17 protein-coding genes and 3 pseudogenes are annotated in these 19,144 nt (G+C 36.2%); 4 read left to right on the top strand and 16 right to left on the bottom strand.

The genetic code is table 11. The features are described from left to right. Positions 1 to 25: 25 nt before the first annotated feature. From HX13_RS25655 to HX13_RS15045, 10 genes are all read right to left on the bottom strand, one after another. Positions 26 to 376, bottom strand: coding sequence for an adenylosuccinate synthetase (locus HX13_RS25655; RefSeq protein ID WP_262483560.1), 351 nt, complete (start codon positions 374 to 376; stop codon positions 26 to 28). Positions 377 to 389: 13 nt separating this feature from the next. After that, the gene (locus HX13_RS15085) at positions 390 to 1,097 is read right to left on the bottom strand and encodes an adenylosuccinate synthetase (RefSeq protein ID WP_262483559.1); all 708 of its coding nucleotides are present in this window, start codon (positions 1,095 to 1,097) and stop codon (positions 390 to 392) included. A gap of 46 nt (positions 1,098 to 1,143) precedes the next feature. Continuing rightward, positions 1,144 to 1,956, bottom strand: a complete 813-nt coding sequence (locus HX13_RS15080; RefSeq protein ID WP_050021772.1) for a hypothetical protein — start codon at positions 1,954 to 1,956, stop codon at positions 1,144 to 1,146. 3 nt (positions 1,957 to 1,959) lie between these two features. Continuing rightward, positions 1,960 to 2,295: a hypothetical protein gene (locus HX13_RS15075; RefSeq protein ID WP_050021771.1), complete on the bottom strand. Its 336-nt coding sequence runs from the start codon at positions 2,293 to 2,295 to the stop codon at positions 1,960 to 1,962. A gap of 409 nt (positions 2,296 to 2,704) precedes the next feature. Beyond that, entirely contained in the window at positions 2,705 to 3,400 is a 696-nt protein-coding gene (locus HX13_RS15070) for an NUDIX hydrolase (protein WP_050021770.1), read from the bottom strand. Between the two features lie 104 nt (positions 3,401 to 3,504). Then, positions 3,505 to 5,301 (bottom strand): translation elongation factor 4, encoded by a 1,797-nt coding sequence (gene lepA, locus HX13_RS15065; RefSeq protein ID WP_050021769.1) that lies wholly within the window; start codon positions 5,299 to 5,301, stop codon positions 3,505 to 3,507. Positions 5,302 to 5,419: 118 nt separating this feature from the next. After that, positions 5,420 to 6,439, bottom strand: coding sequence for a hypothetical protein (locus HX13_RS15060; RefSeq protein ID WP_050021768.1), 1,020 nt, complete (start codon positions 6,437 to 6,439; stop codon positions 5,420 to 5,422). Between the two features lie 339 nt (positions 6,440 to 6,778). Further along, positions 6,779 to 7,048: a DUF3106 domain-containing protein gene (locus tag HX13_RS24530; protein WP_238555384.1), complete on the bottom strand. Its 270-nt coding sequence runs from the start codon at positions 7,046 to 7,048 to the stop codon at positions 6,779 to 6,781. Between the two features lie 8 nt (positions 7,049 to 7,056). Beyond that, positions 7,057 to 7,602, bottom strand: a complete 546-nt coding sequence (locus tag HX13_RS15050) for a hypothetical protein (RefSeq protein WP_050021767.1) — start codon at positions 7,600 to 7,602, stop codon at positions 7,057 to 7,059. Between the two features lie 17 nt (positions 7,603 to 7,619). Continuing rightward, complete coding sequence (locus tag HX13_RS15045; protein ID WP_050021766.1) at positions 7,620 to 8,171, bottom strand: RNA polymerase sigma factor; 552 nt, start codon at positions 8,169 to 8,171, stop codon at positions 7,620 to 7,622. 200 nt (positions 8,172 to 8,371) lie between these two features. Here HX13_RS15045 and HX13_RS15040 point away from each other — a divergent pair. The 4 genes and pseudogenes from HX13_RS15040 to HX13_RS15025 all read left to right on the top strand — a co-directional run bounded on the left by HX13_RS15040 (position 8,372) and on the right by HX13_RS15025 (position 12,879). Beyond that, positions 8,372 to 9,122 (top strand): annotated as a pseudogene (locus tag HX13_RS15040) (Rossmann-like and DUF2520 domain-containing protein). Further along, on the top strand, positions 9,112 to 9,630 hold the full coding sequence (locus tag HX13_RS15035) for a KdsC family phosphatase (RefSeq protein WP_050021765.1): 519 nt from the start codon (positions 9,112 to 9,114) through the stop codon (positions 9,628 to 9,630). Before HX13_RS15040 ends, HX13_RS15035 begins: the two are co-directional and overlap by 11 nt. Before the next feature lie 9 nt (positions 9,631 to 9,639). Then, positions 9,640 to 10,194 carry a Maf family protein gene (locus HX13_RS15030; RefSeq protein ID WP_050021764.1) on the top strand — a complete coding sequence of 185 codons (555 nt, stop codon included), beginning with the start codon at positions 9,640 to 9,642 and terminating at the stop codon, positions 10,192 to 10,194. 87 nt (positions 10,195 to 10,281) lie between these two features. After that, positions 10,282 to 12,879 carry a tetratricopeptide repeat protein gene (locus tag HX13_RS15025; RefSeq protein WP_050021763.1) on the top strand — a complete coding sequence of 866 codons (2,598 nt, stop codon included), beginning with the start codon at positions 10,282 to 10,284 and terminating at the stop codon, positions 12,877 to 12,879. A gap of 50 nt (positions 12,880 to 12,929) precedes the next feature. Here the strand turns inward: HX13_RS15025 and tsaB are convergent, their stop codons facing one another. The 6 genes and pseudogenes from tsaB to rnr form a co-directional block, all read right to left on the bottom strand. Continuing rightward, positions 12,930 to 13,601 (bottom strand): tRNA (adenosine(37)-N6)-threonylcarbamoyltransferase complex dimerization subunit type 1 TsaB, encoded by a 672-nt coding sequence (tsaB, locus tag HX13_RS15020; protein ID WP_050021762.1) that lies wholly within the window; start codon positions 13,599 to 13,601, stop codon positions 12,930 to 12,932. 85 nt (positions 13,602 to 13,686) lie between these two features. Further along, positions 13,687 to 14,437, bottom strand: a pseudogene (locus tag HX13_RS15015) (SDR family NAD(P)-dependent oxidoreductase). 70 nt (positions 14,438 to 14,507) lie between these two features. Then, positions 14,508 to 14,879 (bottom strand): YraN family protein, encoded by a 372-nt coding sequence (locus HX13_RS15010; RefSeq protein ID WP_050021761.1) that lies wholly within the window; start codon positions 14,877 to 14,879, stop codon positions 14,508 to 14,510. A 22-nt stretch (positions 14,880 to 14,901) separates the two neighbouring features. After that, a pseudogene (locus HX13_RS15005) lies at positions 14,902 to 15,832 on the bottom strand (LD-carboxypeptidase). Continuing rightward, positions 15,829 to 16,515: a LysE family translocator gene (locus HX13_RS15000; RefSeq protein WP_050021760.1), complete on the bottom strand. Its 687-nt coding sequence runs from the start codon at positions 16,513 to 16,515 to the stop codon at positions 15,829 to 15,831. The pseudogene HX13_RS15005 and the gene HX13_RS15000 overlap by 4 nt, the downstream one beginning before the upstream one ends. 261 nt (positions 16,516 to 16,776) lie before the next feature. Then, on the bottom strand, positions 16,777 to 18,930 hold the full coding sequence (gene rnr, locus HX13_RS14995; RefSeq protein ID WP_050021895.1) for a ribonuclease R: 2,154 nt from the start codon (positions 18,928 to 18,930) through the stop codon (positions 16,777 to 16,779). Positions 18,931 to 19,144 lie beyond the last annotated feature (214 nt).

Here is a 19,144-nt window from a genome sequence, read left to right as displayed (position 1 = left end):
AATTATATCTCCAATTCAACAGGAATTAAAAAAGCTTTTTAAAATCTTTTGAATATGGGGAATATGAACCATAAATATTATCAAATTTCACTTCCAGTTTATCCACCTTAAATTCATCATCAATCTGGTCCAGGCAAGTCACCACAAGATTTTTCTTTGTTGAACAGCTATAGGCGGCATCTAGTTTTAAAGCATAATTCAACAGTTTATAATCTAGTTCACCTACTCTGAGCTCCTTCTGGTATTCATTAAAAGTACAGGTTTCTTCTTCATTATTTTTTAATACCATTGCGTTTTCGTTGCTCATCCATCCATTTCCGTGGCGTGTTGCATAACTTCTTGTGATATAAAACATTTCTATGGCTTCAATATTCAATTGTTTGCAGATTTCATATGCGTTTTTTTGAGGTCGTATGAGCATAGGTCACATTGGGAAAAATACCATGATCCATATCCAGTAAGATCCCCTGGCTTCCTTCAAATATAAGATGATCAAATGATTTTAAATAGGAATAATCATCTATTTTCCAATCTATTAAATCTATAGCTTGTAAAAAAGTCCGCAATTCTTCTTCGATCTGATGGTCATCCATAAAGCCATAGTAATAAGCAATTCCTTTCAACTTTTCAACCAGCATTGTTCTGGGAGCTATTAAATCTATGGCAAATAGTTTATAGGGGCTTTCGTGTCTTTTCATGGTAGCGCCTATTCCCTTTCCACAGGTACCATGTTCCAGGTTTTTTGCATTGGTCCTGTTTTGCCATATATCAAACGGTGTGGTCACTTTTGCCAATGGATGTATGTGCAGCTCTATATTTCCGCTTTTTGTTTTTAATTCTTCTCTTTCATTCAATAAGAAAATGGGATAAATTGTACAATGTTCAGTAAAATAGGACGGCAATCCGCGAAGAGCTCCACTTGCAAAACTGGAATGAATATGTTTTTTATCATCAATCATCACCGTATGTGCCGCCTGTTGGCCCCCGGAAAACCTTATCACAACTGCTCCCGGATTCTGACGGGCAAGAAAATCAGTAGTAATTCCCTTGCCTTCATCACCAAATCCTAATCCTATAATTATTTGTGCCGTTTTCATAATTTAAAGCATTTGTATATGATCCAATCCTTCGTGATCTATTGTTTTAAACGTTTTTATTTTTAAACTTTTCACAGATGATTCCTTTAATAACATCCGGAATTTCCCTGTGATCTGTGATGGATATACAGTTTTGTCCTAATAATTCCTTCCAGCCCCTATCCGCTCTTATAGCCTGATCAGAATGCAAAACACTGATATGGTATACTTCATATTTCTTTTGAGCTTCCTCCAATAATTCATAATGAGTGTAAGTTTGCTGACCTGCTCCCATTATCTCTCTAATGGCAGATGCCGGCAATACTTTCAAACAAGGTTCATCACCTACTGTGAACAACAATCCTTTTTGATTTCTTTTTTCAAAGGCATCGGTTCTGGTATGAAAAGCAGCAAAATACCAGGCTAAAAGATAACTTTCCCCGGCATTCCCGCCGCCTCCGGATTCAATATAAGTACGGGTAAGCCACATATCCAGCTCTTCATCTCCGGATTCAAATTGCCCGACTTGTAGTGGATAGTTATCACACTCATGATCGCCAATTCCCAAAAACAAAAGTGCAGCATCAGGCACTCCTCCCTGTATAATACCTCCCATCAGTTTTGGCAATCCTTCTTTAATCAACTCATGCGGAATATGCCCCATACTTCCTGTAACATCCAGGCCCAGAATAACGGGAACTGAATTGGGATGCACTTCCGAATCTCTGGACTCTCTGAAAGAAATCCCGCTTGGGATCATTGATGAATGTGCTTTTCTCTTTGCGTTCTGAGTGAAAATTTCACCTGCAGATTTTGTTCCGTAACCAGCTTTACTTGCTCTGTCATAACGAGCATCTAAATCATATCTTGTACTTCCCATGGCTTATCTTGTTTTTGCAAATAAATATTCAAATCTCTTTTGTGCTACCTCAAGCTGAATATTCAGATTTCTGATTGTTAATGATAATTCAATGTCTTTTTGAACAAATGTTTCGGAATTAAAGTCCGCAAATGTCAAGCTGTTTCTGTCCAAAGGACTGATGTCAATAAGCCCTTCCTGTTCTCGTTCAAGCCTTTTTATGCTAAGTTCGATATCTTCAACCCTGCGCCTATAGATCAATTGTACGTCCTCCCCGATAGTACGGGCCCTGTCTTCTCTGATCTGATCATTATTCCTTTGTAATGACTTGATAAATCTTGGTGTTAATTCATCTTCCATATTTAAAATTTTTGTGTTATTATTACGCTAATTCAAAAAGACATAGTTATGTCTTGTGTAATAAGATCCTCAGCATACCATATTCTTTTTTTATTATTAATATTTGTGTTGGTTATCTTGTTTTCTTCTGAAATCTTTCTTTACTATTATAGAGAGAACATTTTACTATTGTGTTATTTTTACACAAATTTAAAAGAATACTTTTCTTTCTTCCAAATTTATTTGCGTCTATTTTACACTAAAAAACACAATTAACTGATAATCAAATAGAAAAAAAATATAAAACCCTGCTAATTTAGGTTTTGGCTAAAACAGAAAAAGCGGGCTAAAGCCCGCTCTATTGATATATTTTATAGTCATAATAACTGTGATCCCGAATTATCAAATCCGGCCGTTTTTGTGAAACAAATTATTTTATCTCAAAATAAAACCCTTGTTCTTCTAATTCTTTATACTTCTGCTGATTGAAAGTAAACAACTTACCCGGTCTTCCGCTTCCTTCTTTTTTAACGTTGTTGGTTTCATTAAGAAGCCCATAGCTCATTATTTTTTTGCGGAAGTTTCTCCGGTCTATCTCTTGTCCTACAATGGTTTTGTAAAGATTTTCAAGGTCCGAAAAAGGAAATTCTTCATTAAGGAGATTAAAGCCTACCGGCTGGTATTGTATTTTTGTACGCAGCCTTTTTAAAGCGACTTCAATGATGCTTTTATGATCAAAGGCGACCTTAGGAAGTTTATTGATACTGAACCACTGTGCATCATCTGCATCAGAATCTGCAAACAATTCGTGATAGGAAGGATTTACAAGTCCCAAATAAGCCACAGAAACCACCCTGTTTCTTGGGTCACGACCAACATCTCCAAATGTATAGAGTTGTTCTAAAAAATCGGGCTTTATGCCTGCCTCTTCATGTAATTCCCTTTTTACGGCATCATCCAGATTCTCATCGTCCAACACAAGACCTCCCGGAAGGGCCCAGCCTCCTTTGAAAGGTTCTATTTTTCTTTTGATTAAAAGAATCTGTAGATCCTTTTTATCGAAATACCCGAAAATAACGGCATCTACTGCTACTTTAATATCCTGTAATTTTTTTGGAGATTCCATAAACTTATTTGCGTTACGAATACACAAAGTTACTATTAAATGAATAAATACAAAATGATTTTAACAACAAATAAAAACCGTTTCGATTGAAACGGTTCATATTTTTAATCATTAAGCTTTAATACTGCCATAAATGCAGACTGTGGTACTTCCACCCTTCCGATCTGCTTCATTTTCTTCTTACCTTCTTTTTGCTTTTCCAGTAGCTTACGCTTTCTGGAGATATCTCCACCATAACATTTTGCGGTAACATCCTTTCTTAAAGCCTTAATGGTTTCCCTTGCAATCACTTTTGTTCCCAAAGCGGCCTGAACAGCAATATCAAACTGCTGTCTCGGAATCAGCTCACGAAGCTTTTCACACATCTTTTTACCGATATGATAAGCATTACTGTCGTGAATCAGAGAGGAAAGGGCATCAACCATATCACCGTTGATCAGGATATCCATTTTTACAAGCTTTGAAGCTCTGAATCCTATCGGATGATAATCAAATGATGCATACCCTTTTGAGATTGATTTTAATCTGTCATAGAAATCGAAAACAACTTCTGCCAATGGCATATTGAAAATCAATTCTACTCTTTCTGAAGTCAGGTAGCTTTGATTAACGATTTCTCCTCTTTTTTCAATACAAAGTGTCATTACAGCTCCAACGAAATCAGATTTTGTAATGATAGAAGCTTTGATAAAAGGTTCTTCTACTCTATCCATAATTGATGGATCCATCATTTCAGACGGGTTATTGATCAGAATCGGAACTTCAGGTTCTTTTTTAGAATATCCAAAATACGATACGTTCGGTACTGTGGTGATAACGTTCATATTGAACTCTCTATCCAGGCGTTCCTGTACGATTTCCATGTGAAGCATCCCCAGGAATCCGCAACGGAATCCGAAACCAAGTGCCGCCGAACTCTCCGGTTCAAAAACCAAAGAGGCATCATTCAGTCTCAGTTTCTCCAATGAGAACCTCAATTCTTCAAAATCCTCAGAATCAATAGGGTAAATCCCGGCAAATACCATTGGTTTTACCTCTTCAAATCCTTCAATCGGTGCAGTTGCTGGTTTTTCAAAAGAAGTGATGGTATCTCCTACCTTTACTTCTCTTGCATCCTTAATTCCGGAAATAATATAGCCAACATCTCCTGTTAAAATTTCTTTTTTAGGAACCTGCTTTAGCTTTAGAGTTCCTACCTCATCTGCTTCATAGGTCTTGTCGGTAGCCATGAATTTTACCTTCTGCCCTTTTTTGATGCTTCCGTTTACAACTTTAAAATAAGCCTCAATCCCTCTGAACGGGTTATAAACAGAATCAAAAATCAGAGCCTGAAGAGGAGCATCCGGATCTCCGACCGGTGCAGGAATTCTTTCTACAATCTGTTCCAGCAAGTGATGGACTCCCTCTCCTGTTTTTCCTGAAACTCTTAATACATCTTCATATTCACAACCAATCAGATTCATAATTTCATCGGTTACTTCTTCAGGATTCGCAGAAGGCAGATCAATTTTATTCAGGATCGGGATAATGGTAAGATCATTCTCCAATGCCAGATAAAGGTTGCTGATAGTTTGGGCCTGAATGCTTTGTGCGGCATCTACAATAAGAAGTGCTCCTTCACAGGCAGCAATGGAACGGGAAACTTCGTAAGAGAAGTCTACGTGTCCCGGTGTATCGATCAGGTTTAAAGTATATTTTTCTCCTTTATACTCATAATCCATCTGGATAGCGTGGGATTTGATTGTAATTCCACGTTCTTTCTCCAGATCCATATCATCCAATGTCTGAGATTGCAATTCTCGTTGAGTAACAGTATTGGTATACTCCAAAAGGCGGTCTGCCAAAGTACTTTTACCGTGGTCGATATGAGCAATTATGCAAAAATTTCGTATGTTTTTCATTTAAGAATCTTGTAATTTGCAAAGATAAGAAAATACAAGAGATTTTTTCATTCTTAGTTTTTGTTTTATTAAAACCCAAATAACAATACATTATGTGGACAAAATTAGCCTTTTTTCACTATTGGTTTTTACCAAAATTTTCCGGAAAAATGTAATTTCCTGTAAAGGGGTCAAGGTAAACTTTAGATCCTATTGTACTGCTTTTCTTACCGGATATACTGACGTCAATCACCGCACCGATAATACCTCCTATTAAACCACCTGCAGCAGCACCAATCATTGCACCATTTGTTGCTGTCTCCGGAAACAATTCTGCTTTTGTGACTTCAATAAAAACATCATCTTCATTTTTAAAAATTTCTGTATAACCTGCAGGAATAGTTTTATAGGCTATGCCATTATGTACAAAAGCATAGAAATTTCTTATTCCTTTTTTCTCCTCTCCCTTTACTGCTTTTGTAACAATTCCTTTATTATTGGTTTGTAAAGTAAATCCAGGTTCGGGAGTATGAGTAAAAAAGCTGTAATAGTCTTTATAAGCTCCTTCTTTTAATTCGTCTGCTTTTAAAATATCAAGTTTATCTTTTAGTAAAGTAGTATAATGAGAAAGGTCATTTTCTGGAACAGTAAATTCCCATGGCTTTGCCTCATAGGATTTTTTAAACAGATCAGTAAAAATTAAGGTTATTTTTCTTGCCAGATTTTGTGCCAGATAAGGTGTGGTTCTTGATGAAACAGCAGCTATTGTATCTTTTCTATACACAAAATGATATCCATCATCTCTTTTTATAAAAGTACTTGCTCTTAATTCAAGTTTTCCGATAGAATATTTTTCTTTCCTGTCTTCTGAAATATTTAAGTTTTCCAACACAAGGACCAAATCATTGTTTCCTCTTACCGGATTGTATTTATAAAACCAATCTTTTAAGTCCTTACCGGCATCATTTTCAAAAATCACCTTTACATTATCTTTATGGTACATGACCATTCCTATTTCCTGATTGGCTCTCTGATCTATCACAGTAAAACTTTTGATGGAATTTTTGCTGTCTTTAATAGATTTTGAAAGATCTATAGTTTCTGTTTTCTGAGCATGTAATACTATAGAAAACAATAAAAAGAAAAGTATTTTTTTCATAATTTGACCTTTACTGCAAAAGTAAGAATTTGAAATACAATTAAACGGCTCTCACAAAAAGGTTTGTGAGAGCCGTCCAACATTAAAAAAATAAACTATTATGGGTTTTGTTTAGATCCCGAAGTGTTATTGTGGTTGTGAGGTTTTCTTTCATTCATTTTATCTCTCATCATACCCTCAGATTGAAACAACTTCAAGACTTTTTGACAGGGAATCACCTGCTGCATTTTATCTGCATATTTTTTCCTGTTATCTAACAGTTTCTGGCCTATTTCAAAGCTTTGCTGCAGCTTAGCTTTGGCTTCATCATCTGATAAGGTTTCAGGATTAAAGCTTGGATCAAACTGGCTTTTTTATCTGCTTCTGACTTTCCAGGTATTCGTTATAAAGCTGTGTGAATTCTGCTTTATCACCCGGGTCTATATTCAGATTATCCATTATCATATTGTTTCTGAACTTCTTCAGCAATTCTTTTCTTTCTTCCGGAGAAAGATTATTGATCACCTCTTTTCTTTGCTTCGGATCCATCTTCTTCCAATCATAATCCGTCCTTTGGGCATTTAAGCCAAAACCATAAATAATAAAAAACGTAAATAATATCTTTTTCATCTTTCTTATTAATTATATAAATCCAAATAAACATCCTGAGTCGAATTACTTGCTAATTCTGCAATTTCAGAATTAGAAAACGAATCCAGATAATCATTCATCCGCGTTTCTTCTTTTTTTGTAACAGTTTTCACCGGTTGAGGGGAATCTGTTGGGTTATTATGGGTATTTTTAACGACATACCCTTTATTATTTTCCTGATTTCCAACTGTTTGATTATTATTTTCAACAGAAGTTAAATCAGACTTCAACGTTTCGTAGGCAAGTTCGCCTTCTGTCTTAGGTTCTCCTTTACTGCTATCATTAATAGCATACGCTTTCGCTGAGTTCAATCTTTTTTCAACAGAATCATTATCAGAATTGAAAACATAAGTTGCTCCAAAAATCAAAGCCAGTGATGCAGCTGCGGCATACATCCAGTTTAATTTAAAGACAGGCGCTTTCTGACTTGTCTTTATATCATTCATAACCTTTTCCTGAATATTCTCAAACAGGTCATCAGGAACTGTGTAAATGTTTTTACGCTCTAATTTTTCAATATCGAACTCTTTCATCTTTGTTTTTTCAAAAATTATTTCTCGTAATTTTCTTTTATATAATCTTCTATTTTTTGTTTGGCATAATGATAATTGGTCTTTAGGGTCCCTACAGACATATCTACAATTTTTGATATTTCTTCATAGGGTAAATCATCATAATACCTCATCATAAAAACCAGCTTCTGCTTTTCAGGCAGGCTCTGTATAGCGTTTTGCAATAATATTTGTATTTCTTCGGCATCTCTTTCCGTATTGTCGGCAACAAGATTCTGCATATGATACTCTGCATCTTCATCAGTTTTTTTCATTTTCTTCATCTTGTTTACCTGCTGCAGTGCTTCGTTGGTAGCAATCCTGTATAACCAGGTATACAGCTGGCTATCATTTTTGAACTGATGAAAATTCTGATAAGCTTTTATAAAAGTTTCCTGCAAAGTATCTTGAGCAAGATCTCCGTCTACAATTATTCTTCGTATATGCCAGTACAATCTGCTTTGATAAGCATCCATCAAGGCACGGACTCCTTTATCCTGGGTCCGTGGATTTTGCATCAACGAAATAATTTCCTCGTCCTTACTCTTCATAAGATGCTTTCCTTGTTTTGGATTACAAAAATAACTGAAAGTTAAATTATTTATTCAATTTTTACCTAAAAATCCAAAATAAATAGAAGACTCTTAGGCAATAAGCTTTTAACAACAGGCAATAAGTGTGCCTGTAATATACTTCGGATTCTGATCTCCTCTTGCTTTCCGGACTCAGCTTAAAATCTTATATTTGTTATATGCAAATTGTAATTATCGGTTCCGGAAATGTAGCCTATCATATGGCAAAAGCTTTCACCTTACGGGGGATTTCTTTAGCCCAGATTTTTGGCAGGAATGAAAAAGAATTGAATAAGATCTCTGAAGAATTACATATTCCGTATTCTGCAGAACAATTGGAAGATGCCGATCTGTATATCATCTGTGTAAGTGATAACTCAGTAGAGGAAGTTTCTAAAATTATCCGTAAAAAAGATTGTCTGGTAGCCCACACTTCCGGATCCCTTCCTAAAGAAATTCTGATTGGGGATTACAGAAAATCAAGTTTTTATCCTTTACAGACTTTTTCAAAATCAAAAGAACTGGAATACGAAAAAATTCCGTTTTTTATTGAAGGCTGAAAATGAAGAGGACAAAAAAACACTTTTTGAAGTGGCTTCTAAAATTTCAGAAAATGTAATGGAAAGTAATCATGAAAAAAGAAAATACATCCATCTTACTGCTGTATTTGCCTGCAATTTTGTGAATCATCTTTTCTCAAGAGCTAAAGAAATTTCAGATTCCCAGACAATTCCGTTTGAATATTTTCTACCGCTTATTGATGAAACGGTGAAAAAAATTTATAAAATTGAGCCTAAAATGGCGCAGACCGGCCCGGCCGTAAGAAATGATAAGAGAGTATTACAATTACACGAGGAGCTGTTACAAGGTGAAAGTCTTGAAATTTATAAAACAATGAATCATTCTATTCAAAAAATGTATGAGCTATAAAGAGAAATTAAAAGATATTAAGGCATTTGTGTTCGATGTAGACGGAGTTTTTACAGATGGGAGCGTCTACCTGCTTCCGGGAGGAAATATGTGCCGGGTAATGAATGTCCTGGATGGCTACGCCGTTGTTAAAGCGCTTAAAAACAATTATTTAATAGGAGTTATTACCGGGGGAAATGATGAAATGGTAAAACATAGAATCAATTATCTTGGCATACAGGATTATTATCCAAAATCGCATAATAAGCTGGTGGATTTTGAAGATTTTAAAAAGAAATACAATCTTAGAAATGAAGAAATTTTAACCATGGGAGATGATTTACCGGATATTCATATCATGGAAAATTCAGCGATTGCTGCCTGTCCGGAAAATGCAGTTCCCGAAATAAAGGGAATTTCCCATTATATTTCGCCTAAAAAAGGAGGGAGCGGAGCTGTGCGTGATGTCATTGAACAGGTGATGAAAGTCCAGGGAAACTGGCATGATGATAATACCCAATCTGTATAACAATCCCTCATGAAATTACTTTTAGCCTCTCAATCTCCAAGAAGAAAAGAACTGCTTTCCAGCCTTGGATTTGAATTTGAAGTCGTTGCCATACATTGTGAAGAAATCCTCCCTGAATCTATAAAAATAGAAGATGCCGCGGCCTATTTATCCGAACTAAAAGCAGATGCCTTCAGGAGTCTGGTTCAGGGCGAAACATTATTAACGGCAGATACAGTAGTTACCATTAACAACCGGATTCTGGGAAAACCAAAAGATGAGACCGATGCCCGCAATATGCTCCGAAGTCTTTCAGAAGCTACCCATCAGGTCTATACGGGAATTACAATCAAAACTGCTGATACAACCATTACAGAGACTGATGTTGCTGATGTAACCTTTGACAAAATTTCAGATGATGAAATAGATTATTACATTCAAAAATACAACCCTTTTGATAAAGCCGGAAGTTATGGAATCCAGGAGTGGCTGGGAATGGCAAAAATCAAAAAAATGACCGGAAGCTTTTATACGATTATGGGACTTCCTACTCATCTGGTTTACAAAATTTTGAAAGAAATATAAATATTATTCATTATAAAATTTTATTATTTTTACAAAATCATCAAACTGCTGATAATAAAAAGCGGATTAGCAAGTTATAATTGAATAATGAAAAAGAATATTTTATTCCTTTTAGTGATGTGCATTGTTGCTTCCTGTGCTACCAAAACAAAAAAGCCGGAGCAGCGTTCAAAGCTGTTAAAAGGATTTTCCACATATTACAATACCCTGTTTAATGCAAAAGACGCATTAAATAGCGAGTTTACGAGCAGGGATAAAAGCCATAAAGATAATTTCTACGCGCCCTATATTCCGATTCTCACCTACGAAGAGCAACCTTTGGGAAGTGATCTTGGCCAGTCTACAGCTTTTGCTGAGAACTCCATGAAAATGGCCGAAGTAGCCAATAAGCCTTCCGGAAGAAATAACCCTGGTGCTCCCAATATTCCGGGTGGCCCGGGAGATGGAAATCCTCCCGATAGACCTGAAGATAATGCAAGTAAAGGAGCTACCACACTGGAAATTGCCGAAGCCAAAGCTTTAAAAGCAATTAATAAGTATTCGGTTACCAGAAATGGAGAAGAGAAAAACAAGCAGATTTTTGATGCCTATATGATTCTTGCCCAGTCAAGAATTTATCAGAATAAGCCCTTGGAAGCATTGGACGCCCTCAATTATGTCTTTACCCATATGAAAGACGATAAGAGAATCCCGTTAGCCAGGATATATCAGGGATTGGCATATGATAAAATTAAGGATTATCACAAGGCTCATGAAACCTTTGCCAAACTCAAGGGTGAAAAGATTAATAATAATTATGCAAAACTTCTAAGTATTTATTATTCTGAATCTCTTTTGGATGCAGGAAAAAAAGAAGAGGCTGCCAAAGAGCTTGATCAGGCTTTTGAGCTAAATTCCAACAGAAAATTAAAAAGCAGAATTGCTTACTTAAGAGGGCAGGTTCTTGAAAATCTAGGGCAAAATGACAAAGCAAGAGAAAGCTTTACATCAGCCTATAAATATGCTAATGATTTTGAATTTGAAGTAAAATCACAAATTGCCATTGCGAAAACTTTTAATGGTAAAGGGGATTATAATGGAGCCAAAAATTACCTGGAAAGCATCAGTAAAAAAGGGACTTACGGCTCCAGAAAAAATGAATTTTATTACGCTTTAGGATTAATGGCCAATAAAGCCGGAAAAAAAGAAGAAGCACAGGATTTCTTCCGAAAATCTTTATTTGAAAAGGTTTCCGATCCGCAGGTCCGTGGCTTGGCTTATTACGAAATCGGAAAAGGCTATCTTGATAAGAACGACTATATCGGGGCGGGAGCCTATTATGATTCGGCACTGGCTGTAATGACCTACGAACCTTCTAAAATCCTGTTAAAAGATCAATCTGAGTACATTAAAAAAATCTCAAGAAATTATTATCTGATCAAAAAGAACGACAGTATTCTTTCCTTAGCTAAAATGAATGATGCTCAGAGAACTGACTTTTTTTCAAAATATATTGCCAAATTAAAAGCTAAAGAAGAAAAAGCCGAGCAGGAACGAAGACGCGCTGAAAGAAGTAAGGGCTTCGATACAGGAGATTATAACGCCAATTCAATTTTTGCCAATACCGGAAATTCTTTTGAGGATTTTGGCGTTACCACTAAGGGGTTTTATTTCAGTAACACAGGGACAGTAAATAAAGGAACTTCTTCTTTTAAACAAATCTGGGGAGACAGAGCGCTTGCTGATAACTGGCGTTTTTCAAAGAAAATGACCTCTTCTCTTGAAGATATGAAAAATGATGCATTAGGTGTGACTTCTACTCCTAATCCAAGACGATTTGAACCGGCTTATTATATCGAGCAGATTCCTACCGATCAGGGTAAGCTTTCCCAATTGAAGAAAGACAGGGATACTGCTTCGTTAGGACTTGGTATTATGTACCAGAACTATTTTACCAATACTCCCCTTGCTACCAAAACCCTGTATGATCTTATTGATGTAAAACCTGAAGAAAAAGTAATGCTGCAGGCATTGTATGAAATATTTGCAATGAACTATGAGAAAAATCCTCAGGCTTCGGACAGGGCTAAACAAATTCTTCTCACAGATTATCCTTATACTTCGTATGCTGAGTTTGTTAGAAATCCTAAAAATAAAACATTTGTAAAATCAACTGAAGAAGTTGAAAATGAATACAAAAAGGCCTACGCATTGTTTGAATCTGAAAAATTCGGGGAAAGCAGGGATATTATAGACCAAACTATTCAGAAGTATCCTAAAGATGCCCTGGTTCCTAAACTATATCTTCTGAATGCATTTAACGCAGGAAAATCCAGTGGAAAAGAGGTAATGATTCTGCAGCTTGAACAGATTGCCCTGAATTATTCCAAAACACCTGAAGGTGTAAGGGCCAAAGAAATGCTGAATTATCTGAAAAGCGATCTTAGCTTCCAGGCTACGGATAATAAAGGAAATATGATTCCTAACCAGCCAGCAAGTGCTCCGCCCCAGCCCGGGTATAACAATGCTCCACAAATGCCAAACGGAGCTCCACAACAACCTGGAAGTATTAATCCGGCTCAGCAGCCATTGAATACTATAAACGGCTCCCCGCAAAAACCGGGAACCAATCCTCAGCCCAAAGAAAAAGTAAAAAAAGTTAACGAAGGCAAACCTAATACAGGGGTTCCTCCAAGACCTCAATAAAAATAAAAGCGAAGTGTGAAACTTCGCTTTTATTTTTATGCCTATATTATTTATTGTTTCTTCTTTACACCGTGAAAGTCTTTCAGATAAAAGGGTTCGAAATAAGCTATATCTTCAAATTCCTTGTTTTCTAACTTTTCTAAAGTCTTTTTGATCAGATATTGTGCAGAAGGGAAAACATCGTCTTTAAATGTTGCAAGCGGAAGATGTATAACTTCTTTTGCTTTCCTGGCACCATCTCCTACAAATAGTACTTTCTTATCCTTCAATTCTTCAAAAGAAGTTTCATTTAAAATTTTGGCTTCAGTCACTGAAATTTCTTTTCCCGTCTGACCGTCATAAACGGCCGTATATACTTCCATTCTCCTTGCGTCTATCAAAGGTACTATCAAATCATAATTTTGCCCTAAAAAGGGATCTATCATGCTTTCAAGGGAGTTTACTGCTACTAAAGGTACCTTGAGTCCATAGCAAAATCCTTTTGCGGAAGCGGCTCCAATTCTCAATCCGGTATAAGACCCTGGTCCTTTTCCCAAGGAAACAGCTTCAATTTCACTGAGCGGAATCCCTGCTCCTTCCAGGGCCCATTCTACATAAGTATGAAGGCTTTCTGACTGTTTATAATTTTCGGAAACTTCCTCACAGATACAGAGTAATTTATCATGATCTGATACAGCTACAGAGCAGTTTTTAGAAGAGGTTTCAAGATATAGAATTTTCATTTTTTTATTTTAAGCTAAACAGCAACATTGCAAAGATCAACATCGCTTTTTGAATTTTCTACAAATTTAATTCTTTATTTTCAGACTACTTTCTATAGATTGTTCTCGGTTCTGCCTGAGCACTCGGATAGATGGTCATATCTGAAATCGTAACGTGCTTTGGTGCATTCACACAATAGGCAATGGCATCTGCAATATCTTCAGCTTTTAGTGCTTCATAACCTGCATAAACAGTGGCGGCCTTTTCGCTGTCCCCTTTGAATCTTATCAAGGAGAAATCTGTTTCTACCGCACCGGGCTGAATATTAGTTACTTTTATTCCGAATTCGGTAAGTTCCAGTCTCATTCCTTCGGAAATCACATCTACAGCTTTTTTGGTAGCACAATACACTACTCCATTGGCATAGGTTTGTCTGGCTGCTACAGAACTGATGTTTATAATATGACCTAAATTTTTTAGTTTTCATAACAGGAATGATCATTTTGGAAACATACAGAAGACCTTTTACGTTTCCGTCTATCATAGAATCCCAATCGTCTGTCTTGCCTGCGGAAAGAGGGTCTAGTCCATGTGCATTTCCTGCATTATTAATCAGGACATCAATATCTTTCCAGTTTTCAGGAAGAGAATTAATAGCTGTTTCTACTTCTTCCCTGCTTCTTACGTCAAAATTCAAACTAAATATTTCGGTATATTGGGAAAGTTCAGTTTTTACAGATTCAAGAACTTCAATTCTTCTGCCGCAAATGATAATTCTGTTTCCTTGTTTTGCCAGCAGTTCTGCCGTGGATTTTCCTATTCCGGAAGTGGCTCCGGTGATCAATATTGTTTTCATAAATGTTATTTAATATAGCAATGCACCAGTAATCAAATCTTCCAATACCGAATACTGTTACACTGATTAATCAGTTGGCATCAAATGCCTGAAAGGCATCTATTATATGGTCAATAGTTAAATTTCTTTGTTCATCCGGAAGAACGGAAATGATATCAAATCTTACTTCTTTATCATTGTTCAATTCTTCCAGGTAATGATTGGCTGCCGATACTATAGACTTTATTTTAGTCCTGGTCACAGCCTCCTGTGGTAGCAGGAAGGCATCTGAAGATCTGGCCTTCACTTCTACAATGATGAGTAATCCATCTTTTTCAGCAATAATGTCAATTTCCGCTTTTTGAAAACGGAAATTTCTGAGAAGAATCCTATAGCCGTTTTTTTGAAGATAATCTGCAGCCAGATCTTCTGCTATTTTTCCAAAGTCATTATGATCAGCCATATAGAGTAGAGTGGGAGAAGTATCAAAATTCTATTTTTACCTTACTATCCATTTTTATCTTAGCTTTCCCACCTATTAAGAGAGGTCTGTTGTCTTTAATATGACCATTCGGAAAGCCAAATACGACTGGAAATTTATATTTTGAAATTCTTTCAGAGATCAACTTATAGGCAAACTCATCAAAGCTTTCTTCATAGTTTTTATTATCCTTTTCATCTCCCATATTCGTCATTCCACCTACAATGAGCCCTTTGATCGTATTAAAAACTCCTGCAAGTTCGAGGCTCATGATCATACGATCCAGTGCATAGAAGTTTTCACCTATATCTTCGATAAATAAAATTTTACCTTTAAAATCAAAAGAATATTTCGTTCCCAGAAGAGCATAAATGAGGGCTAAATTCCCTCCAATCAATTCACCTTCGATATTGCCTTCTTTATTAAAATGATGTGGTTTTAAGCTGTATTTTGGACTTTTGCCTTTTAAGATATCAAAAATTAAATCATAGCTCTCTTCTGTGACTCCGAAACTCGACGTTTTTGATAGTCTGTCCATGAACAGATACAAAACCTTTTTTCAAAAGATAGCTTTGTATTACTGTATTATCAGAGTAACCGATATACCATTTGGGATTTTCCGTGAATCCTTTTAGCTTTAAATGCTGGATAAGATGCTGACAACCATATCCGCCTCTGGATGCCCATATAGCTCCGATTTCTTTATCATTTAAAGCCCAGTTGATATCTTTTATTCTCTCTTTTTCTGTGCCGGCGTAATTATATCCGTTTGAATATTTAGCATAAAGGTGTTCCCCGAGAACAGGTTCAAAACCTTTATCTTTAATCATTTTGATTCCTTTTTCCAATTGAAGGGCATCAACGGCTCCCGCGGGGGAAATAACTGCAATTTTATCTCCTTTTTTAAGGGATTTCGGAAAGATATTTTTTCTCATTTTGTCTTTTGGTATTTTACTTCTTTCTTTTCTGCTTCTTCCAATTGTCTTTCAAACTGGTTGAATTTTTTAAAACTCTGTAAAAAGATAAAGAAACTGAAAATTATAAGGATAACTCCAACGACTCTCCGAATCTGGTTAGCCAGCTTCTGGGTAAGTTTATCGTGGAATTGTTTTGCGAGGAATATTTTAGCAAGATCAATCGATAGGTAAGTGGCCAATACAATGCTGATGTATAAAATAAAACTGCTGGTATCCGGATATTGATTCCTTACGGAAATCACCGTTACCAGCCAGAAAAGGATAACTCCTACATTTAAAAGGTTGAAGAAAAACCCGTTAAAAAAGGTCTTAAAATAATTTTGACCAATAATCCTTTCTTCCCCTGGCATATGCATTTTGGTTTTGGTGACCAGCATGACAATTCCATACACAAAAATAAGAATAGATGTAATTCTGTAAAATCCGGGATGTTTATCAATTAATGTCACAATATCTGAACTGGCATAATAAGCTGCTACAATGCACAGCAAATCTGCACTGATAACACCAAGATCCAATGCCAAAGCATGTCTGGGTCCCCTGGAAAAGCTGGTTTCAATAAGCAGGAAAAAAATAGGCCCTATGAAAACGAGACTCAGCATGAATCCTAATATGATGGCAGATAATACAAGTTCTAGCATTTAATATAATTTAAATGAAATAAATTTCATTCCGTTTAATACAAAGTTAGACTTTATGATTTAATTATTCAATAAAGTTGTTACTTATCAACTTTATTTTCATGGCAATTTTAGAAAGGGATTTCAGAAAGGAAGCTGAGAATGGGAAAAGGGAAGTACCTGATTCCAAATGAATAACACAGCCACTTTTTCAGAATTTTTATAAAAATAAAGAGGCCGTTCTGAATAAGAACAACCTCTTTGTATGATATCATCGGATTACTAATCAACAATTTTGAAATCCAATTGCTTTTGGATCAGATTAGCTTTTACAACTTTGATCTGCACTTCATCACCTAATTGGTATTTTTTTCCATGTCTGACTCCGTAAACTGCATGGGTTTTTGCTTCATACATATAAGAATCGTCTACCAGATCTCTCAATTTAATCAAACCTTCTGCACCATTTTCCGGGATTTCTACCCAGAAACCGAATTCAGCTACTCCTGAGATCACTCCTGTGAAAGTTTCACCAATGTGTTTTTCCATGAACTTCACCTGCATAAATTTAATGGAATCTCTCTCAGCATCTGCTGCCAGCCTTTCCATTGCACTACAGTGTTTTGCTTTTTCTTCAAGTTCAGGCTTGCTTGGAGACTTTCCTCCGTCCAGATAATGCTGAAGCAAACGGTGGGCAATCAAATCCGGATAACGACGGATAGGAGAGGTAAAATGGGTATAATATTCGAAGCCAAGACCATAATGGCCAATAGGTTCTGTAGAATATACCGCTTTACTCATGCTTCTCATCGCCAAAGTTTCAATCATGTTTTCTTCTCCTTTTCCTTTTACATCGTGAAGAAGTTTATTCAGGGATTCCGCTACTTTTTTGGTATTGGCAAGATTCATTTTATAACCGAATGTGGAAACAAAGTCTCTCAATGCTTCCAGTTTTGCAGGGTCCGGATCATCATGGATTCTATAAATAAAGGTGTTATTAGTAATTTCTCCTTTTCTTGTTAAAGAGACAAATTCGGATACTTTTTTATTGGCCAGAAGCATAAATTCTTCAATCAAATGGTTAGAATCTTTACTGATCTTGAAATATACCCCGATCGGCTCATTATTTTCATCCAGATTGAATCTTACCTCACTCCGGTCAAAAGTAATAGCTCCTTTTCTGATACGCTCCTGGCGCATGATTTTAGCCAGTTTATCTAATGTATTAATTTCTTCGGCTAAATCTCCTTCTCCGGTTTCTATACGCTCCTGCGCCTCTTCATACGTAAATCTTCTATCGGAATGAATTACTGTTCTTCCAAACCATTGTTTCTGGATTTCTGCCTGGTCATTCAATTCAAAAACCGCTGAAAATGTATATTTATCCTCGTTCGGACGGAGTGAACAAACGTCATTACTCAACACTTCAGGCAGCATCGGAACTACTCTGTCTACCAGATAAACTGAAGTGGCTCTCTGATAAGCTTCATCATCCAGAATGGTTCCCGGAACCACATAATGGGAAACATCCGCAATATGGACCCCGATTTCCCAGTTACCATTCTCTAATTTTCTGATGGATAAGGCATCATCAAAATCCTTGGCATCTTTAGGGTCTATTGTAAATGTACAGATATCACGCATATCCCAACGCTTGGCTACTTCCTCATCGGTAATTCTCCTGTCAATCCTATCTGCATCCAATTCCACTTCTTTAGGGAATTCATAGGGTAGGCCATATTCAGCAAGAATAGAGTGGATTTCCGTCTCATGTTCTCCAGGGGCTCCCAGCACCTGAATAATTTCGCCTTCAGGGTTTTTATCTCCGGGTTTCCATTCGGTCATTTTTACAATGACTTTGTCTCCATCTTCCGCGCTATTGAATTTGGTTTTCGGAATAAAAATATCCGTATTGATTGTTTTTTTATCACAAACAACAAAACCGAAATCCTTGTGAGCTACTTTTTGGAAAGTTCCTACAAACTCCGTTCTGTTTCTTTCTAAAACTTCCAGAACGGAACCTTCAAGTTTTTTTCCTTTATAATGATAAGTTATAATAAGAACTTTATCTCCCTGAAGAGCATCTTTCACATTTCTTGAATGTATGAAGATGTCATCTTCCACACCTTCTACATTTACATAAGCATTACCGGTTTGATTGAAATCGATAATCCCGGTTAGTGTTCCGGCAATTTTCAAATTCACAATATATTTGCCTTTTTCCACTTCCTTGATTTTTTCGGAAGCCTGCAATTTGTGCAGGGCCTGGATGACAAGTTCACGCTGCCTTGGGTTCTTATAATCTATCCCGTCGGCAATCTGTTTATAATTATAAATTTTGGAGGCATTGGCGTTCATAAAACGGAGGATCAGTCTCCCGATCTCCATTAGTTTTAAATCATTTTTATGACTTATATATTTTCTTTTTTTTGGCATTTTAATTCTTTTAAATTGTTTGGGTCTAATAAACATCCCATATTCCAAGTTTCTCTATATATCTATAAAGGTAATTCAATTTTTTGTTACTTAATATGTATAAATTACATGCAAATCCTTTTCCATTTACTTAGAACAGGAGCTTTAGTTTGTATAAATTTACTACAAATCTGGGGAAGAAAAGAGAAAAAACCTTTTATTACAATATGAAAAG

The organism is Chryseobacterium sp. P1-3 (assembly GCF_000738495.1).
Lineage (GTDB): Bacteria > Bacteroidota > Bacteroidia > Flavobacteriales > Weeksellaceae > Chryseobacterium > Chryseobacterium gallinarum.
The sequence above is the reverse complement of the archived record's forward strand: the minus strand, read 5'-3'. Positions and strand labels throughout refer to the sequence as shown.

What these genes read in the sequence shown, in the direction of transcription:
- HX13_RS15025 (WP_050021763.1), top strand. Translation starts at nt 10,282, where the DNA reads ATGAAAAAGAATATTTTATTCCTTTTAGTGATGTGCATTGTTGCTTCC.
- HX13_RS24530 (WP_238555384.1), bottom strand. Translation starts at nt 7,048, where the DNA reads ATGAAAAAGATATTATTTACGTTTTTTATTATTTATGGTTTTGGCTTA.
- rnr (WP_050021895.1), bottom strand. Translation starts at nt 18,930, where the DNA reads ATGCCAAAAAAAAGAAAATATATAAGTCATAAAAATGATTTAAAACTA.
- HX13_RS15050 (WP_050021767.1), bottom strand. Translation starts at nt 7,602, where the DNA reads ATGAAAGAGTTCGATATTGAAAAATTAGAGCGTAAAAACATTTACACA.
- HX13_RS15080 (WP_050021772.1), bottom strand. Translation starts at nt 1,956, where the DNA reads ATGGGAAGTACAAGATATGATTTAGATGCTCGTTATGACAGAGCAAGT.
- HX13_RS15070 (WP_050021770.1), bottom strand. Translation starts at nt 3,400, where the DNA reads ATGGAATCTCCAAAAAAATTACAGGATATTAAAGTAGCAGTAGATGCC.
- HX13_RS15075 (WP_050021771.1), bottom strand. Translation starts at nt 2,295, where the DNA reads ATGGAAGATGAATTAACACCAAGATTTATCAAGTCATTACAAAGGAAT.
- HX13_RS15035 (WP_050021765.1), top strand. Translation starts at nt 9,112, where the DNA reads ATGAGCTATAAAGAGAAATTAAAAGATATTAAGGCATTTGTGTTCGAT.
- HX13_RS15085 (WP_262483559.1), bottom strand. Translation starts at nt 1,097, where the DNA reads ATGAAAACGGCACAAATAATTATAGGATTAGGATTTGGTGATGAAGGC.
- HX13_RS15000 (WP_050021760.1), bottom strand. Translation starts at nt 16,515, where the DNA reads ATGCTAGAACTTGTATTATCTGCCATCATATTAGGATTCATGCTGAGT.
- HX13_RS15010 (WP_050021761.1), bottom strand. Translation starts at nt 14,879, where the DNA reads ATGGCTGATCATAATGACTTTGGAAAAATAGCAGAAGATCTGGCTGCA.
- HX13_RS15030 (WP_050021764.1), top strand. Translation starts at nt 9,640, where the DNA reads ATGAAATTACTTTTAGCCTCTCAATCTCCAAGAAGAAAAGAACTGCTT.
- HX13_RS15060 (WP_050021768.1), bottom strand. Translation starts at nt 6,439, where the DNA reads ATGAAAAAAATACTTTTCTTTTTATTGTTTTCTATAGTATTACATGCT.
- tsaB (WP_050021762.1), bottom strand. Translation starts at nt 13,601, where the DNA reads ATGAAAATTCTATATCTTGAAACCTCTTCTAAAAACTGCTCTGTAGCT.
- lepA (WP_050021769.1), bottom strand. Translation starts at nt 5,301, where the DNA reads ATGAAAAACATACGAAATTTTTGCATAATTGCTCATATCGACCACGGT.
- HX13_RS15045 (WP_050021766.1), bottom strand. Translation starts at nt 8,171, where the DNA reads ATGAAGAGTAAGGACGAGGAAATTATTTCGTTGATGCAAAATCCACGG.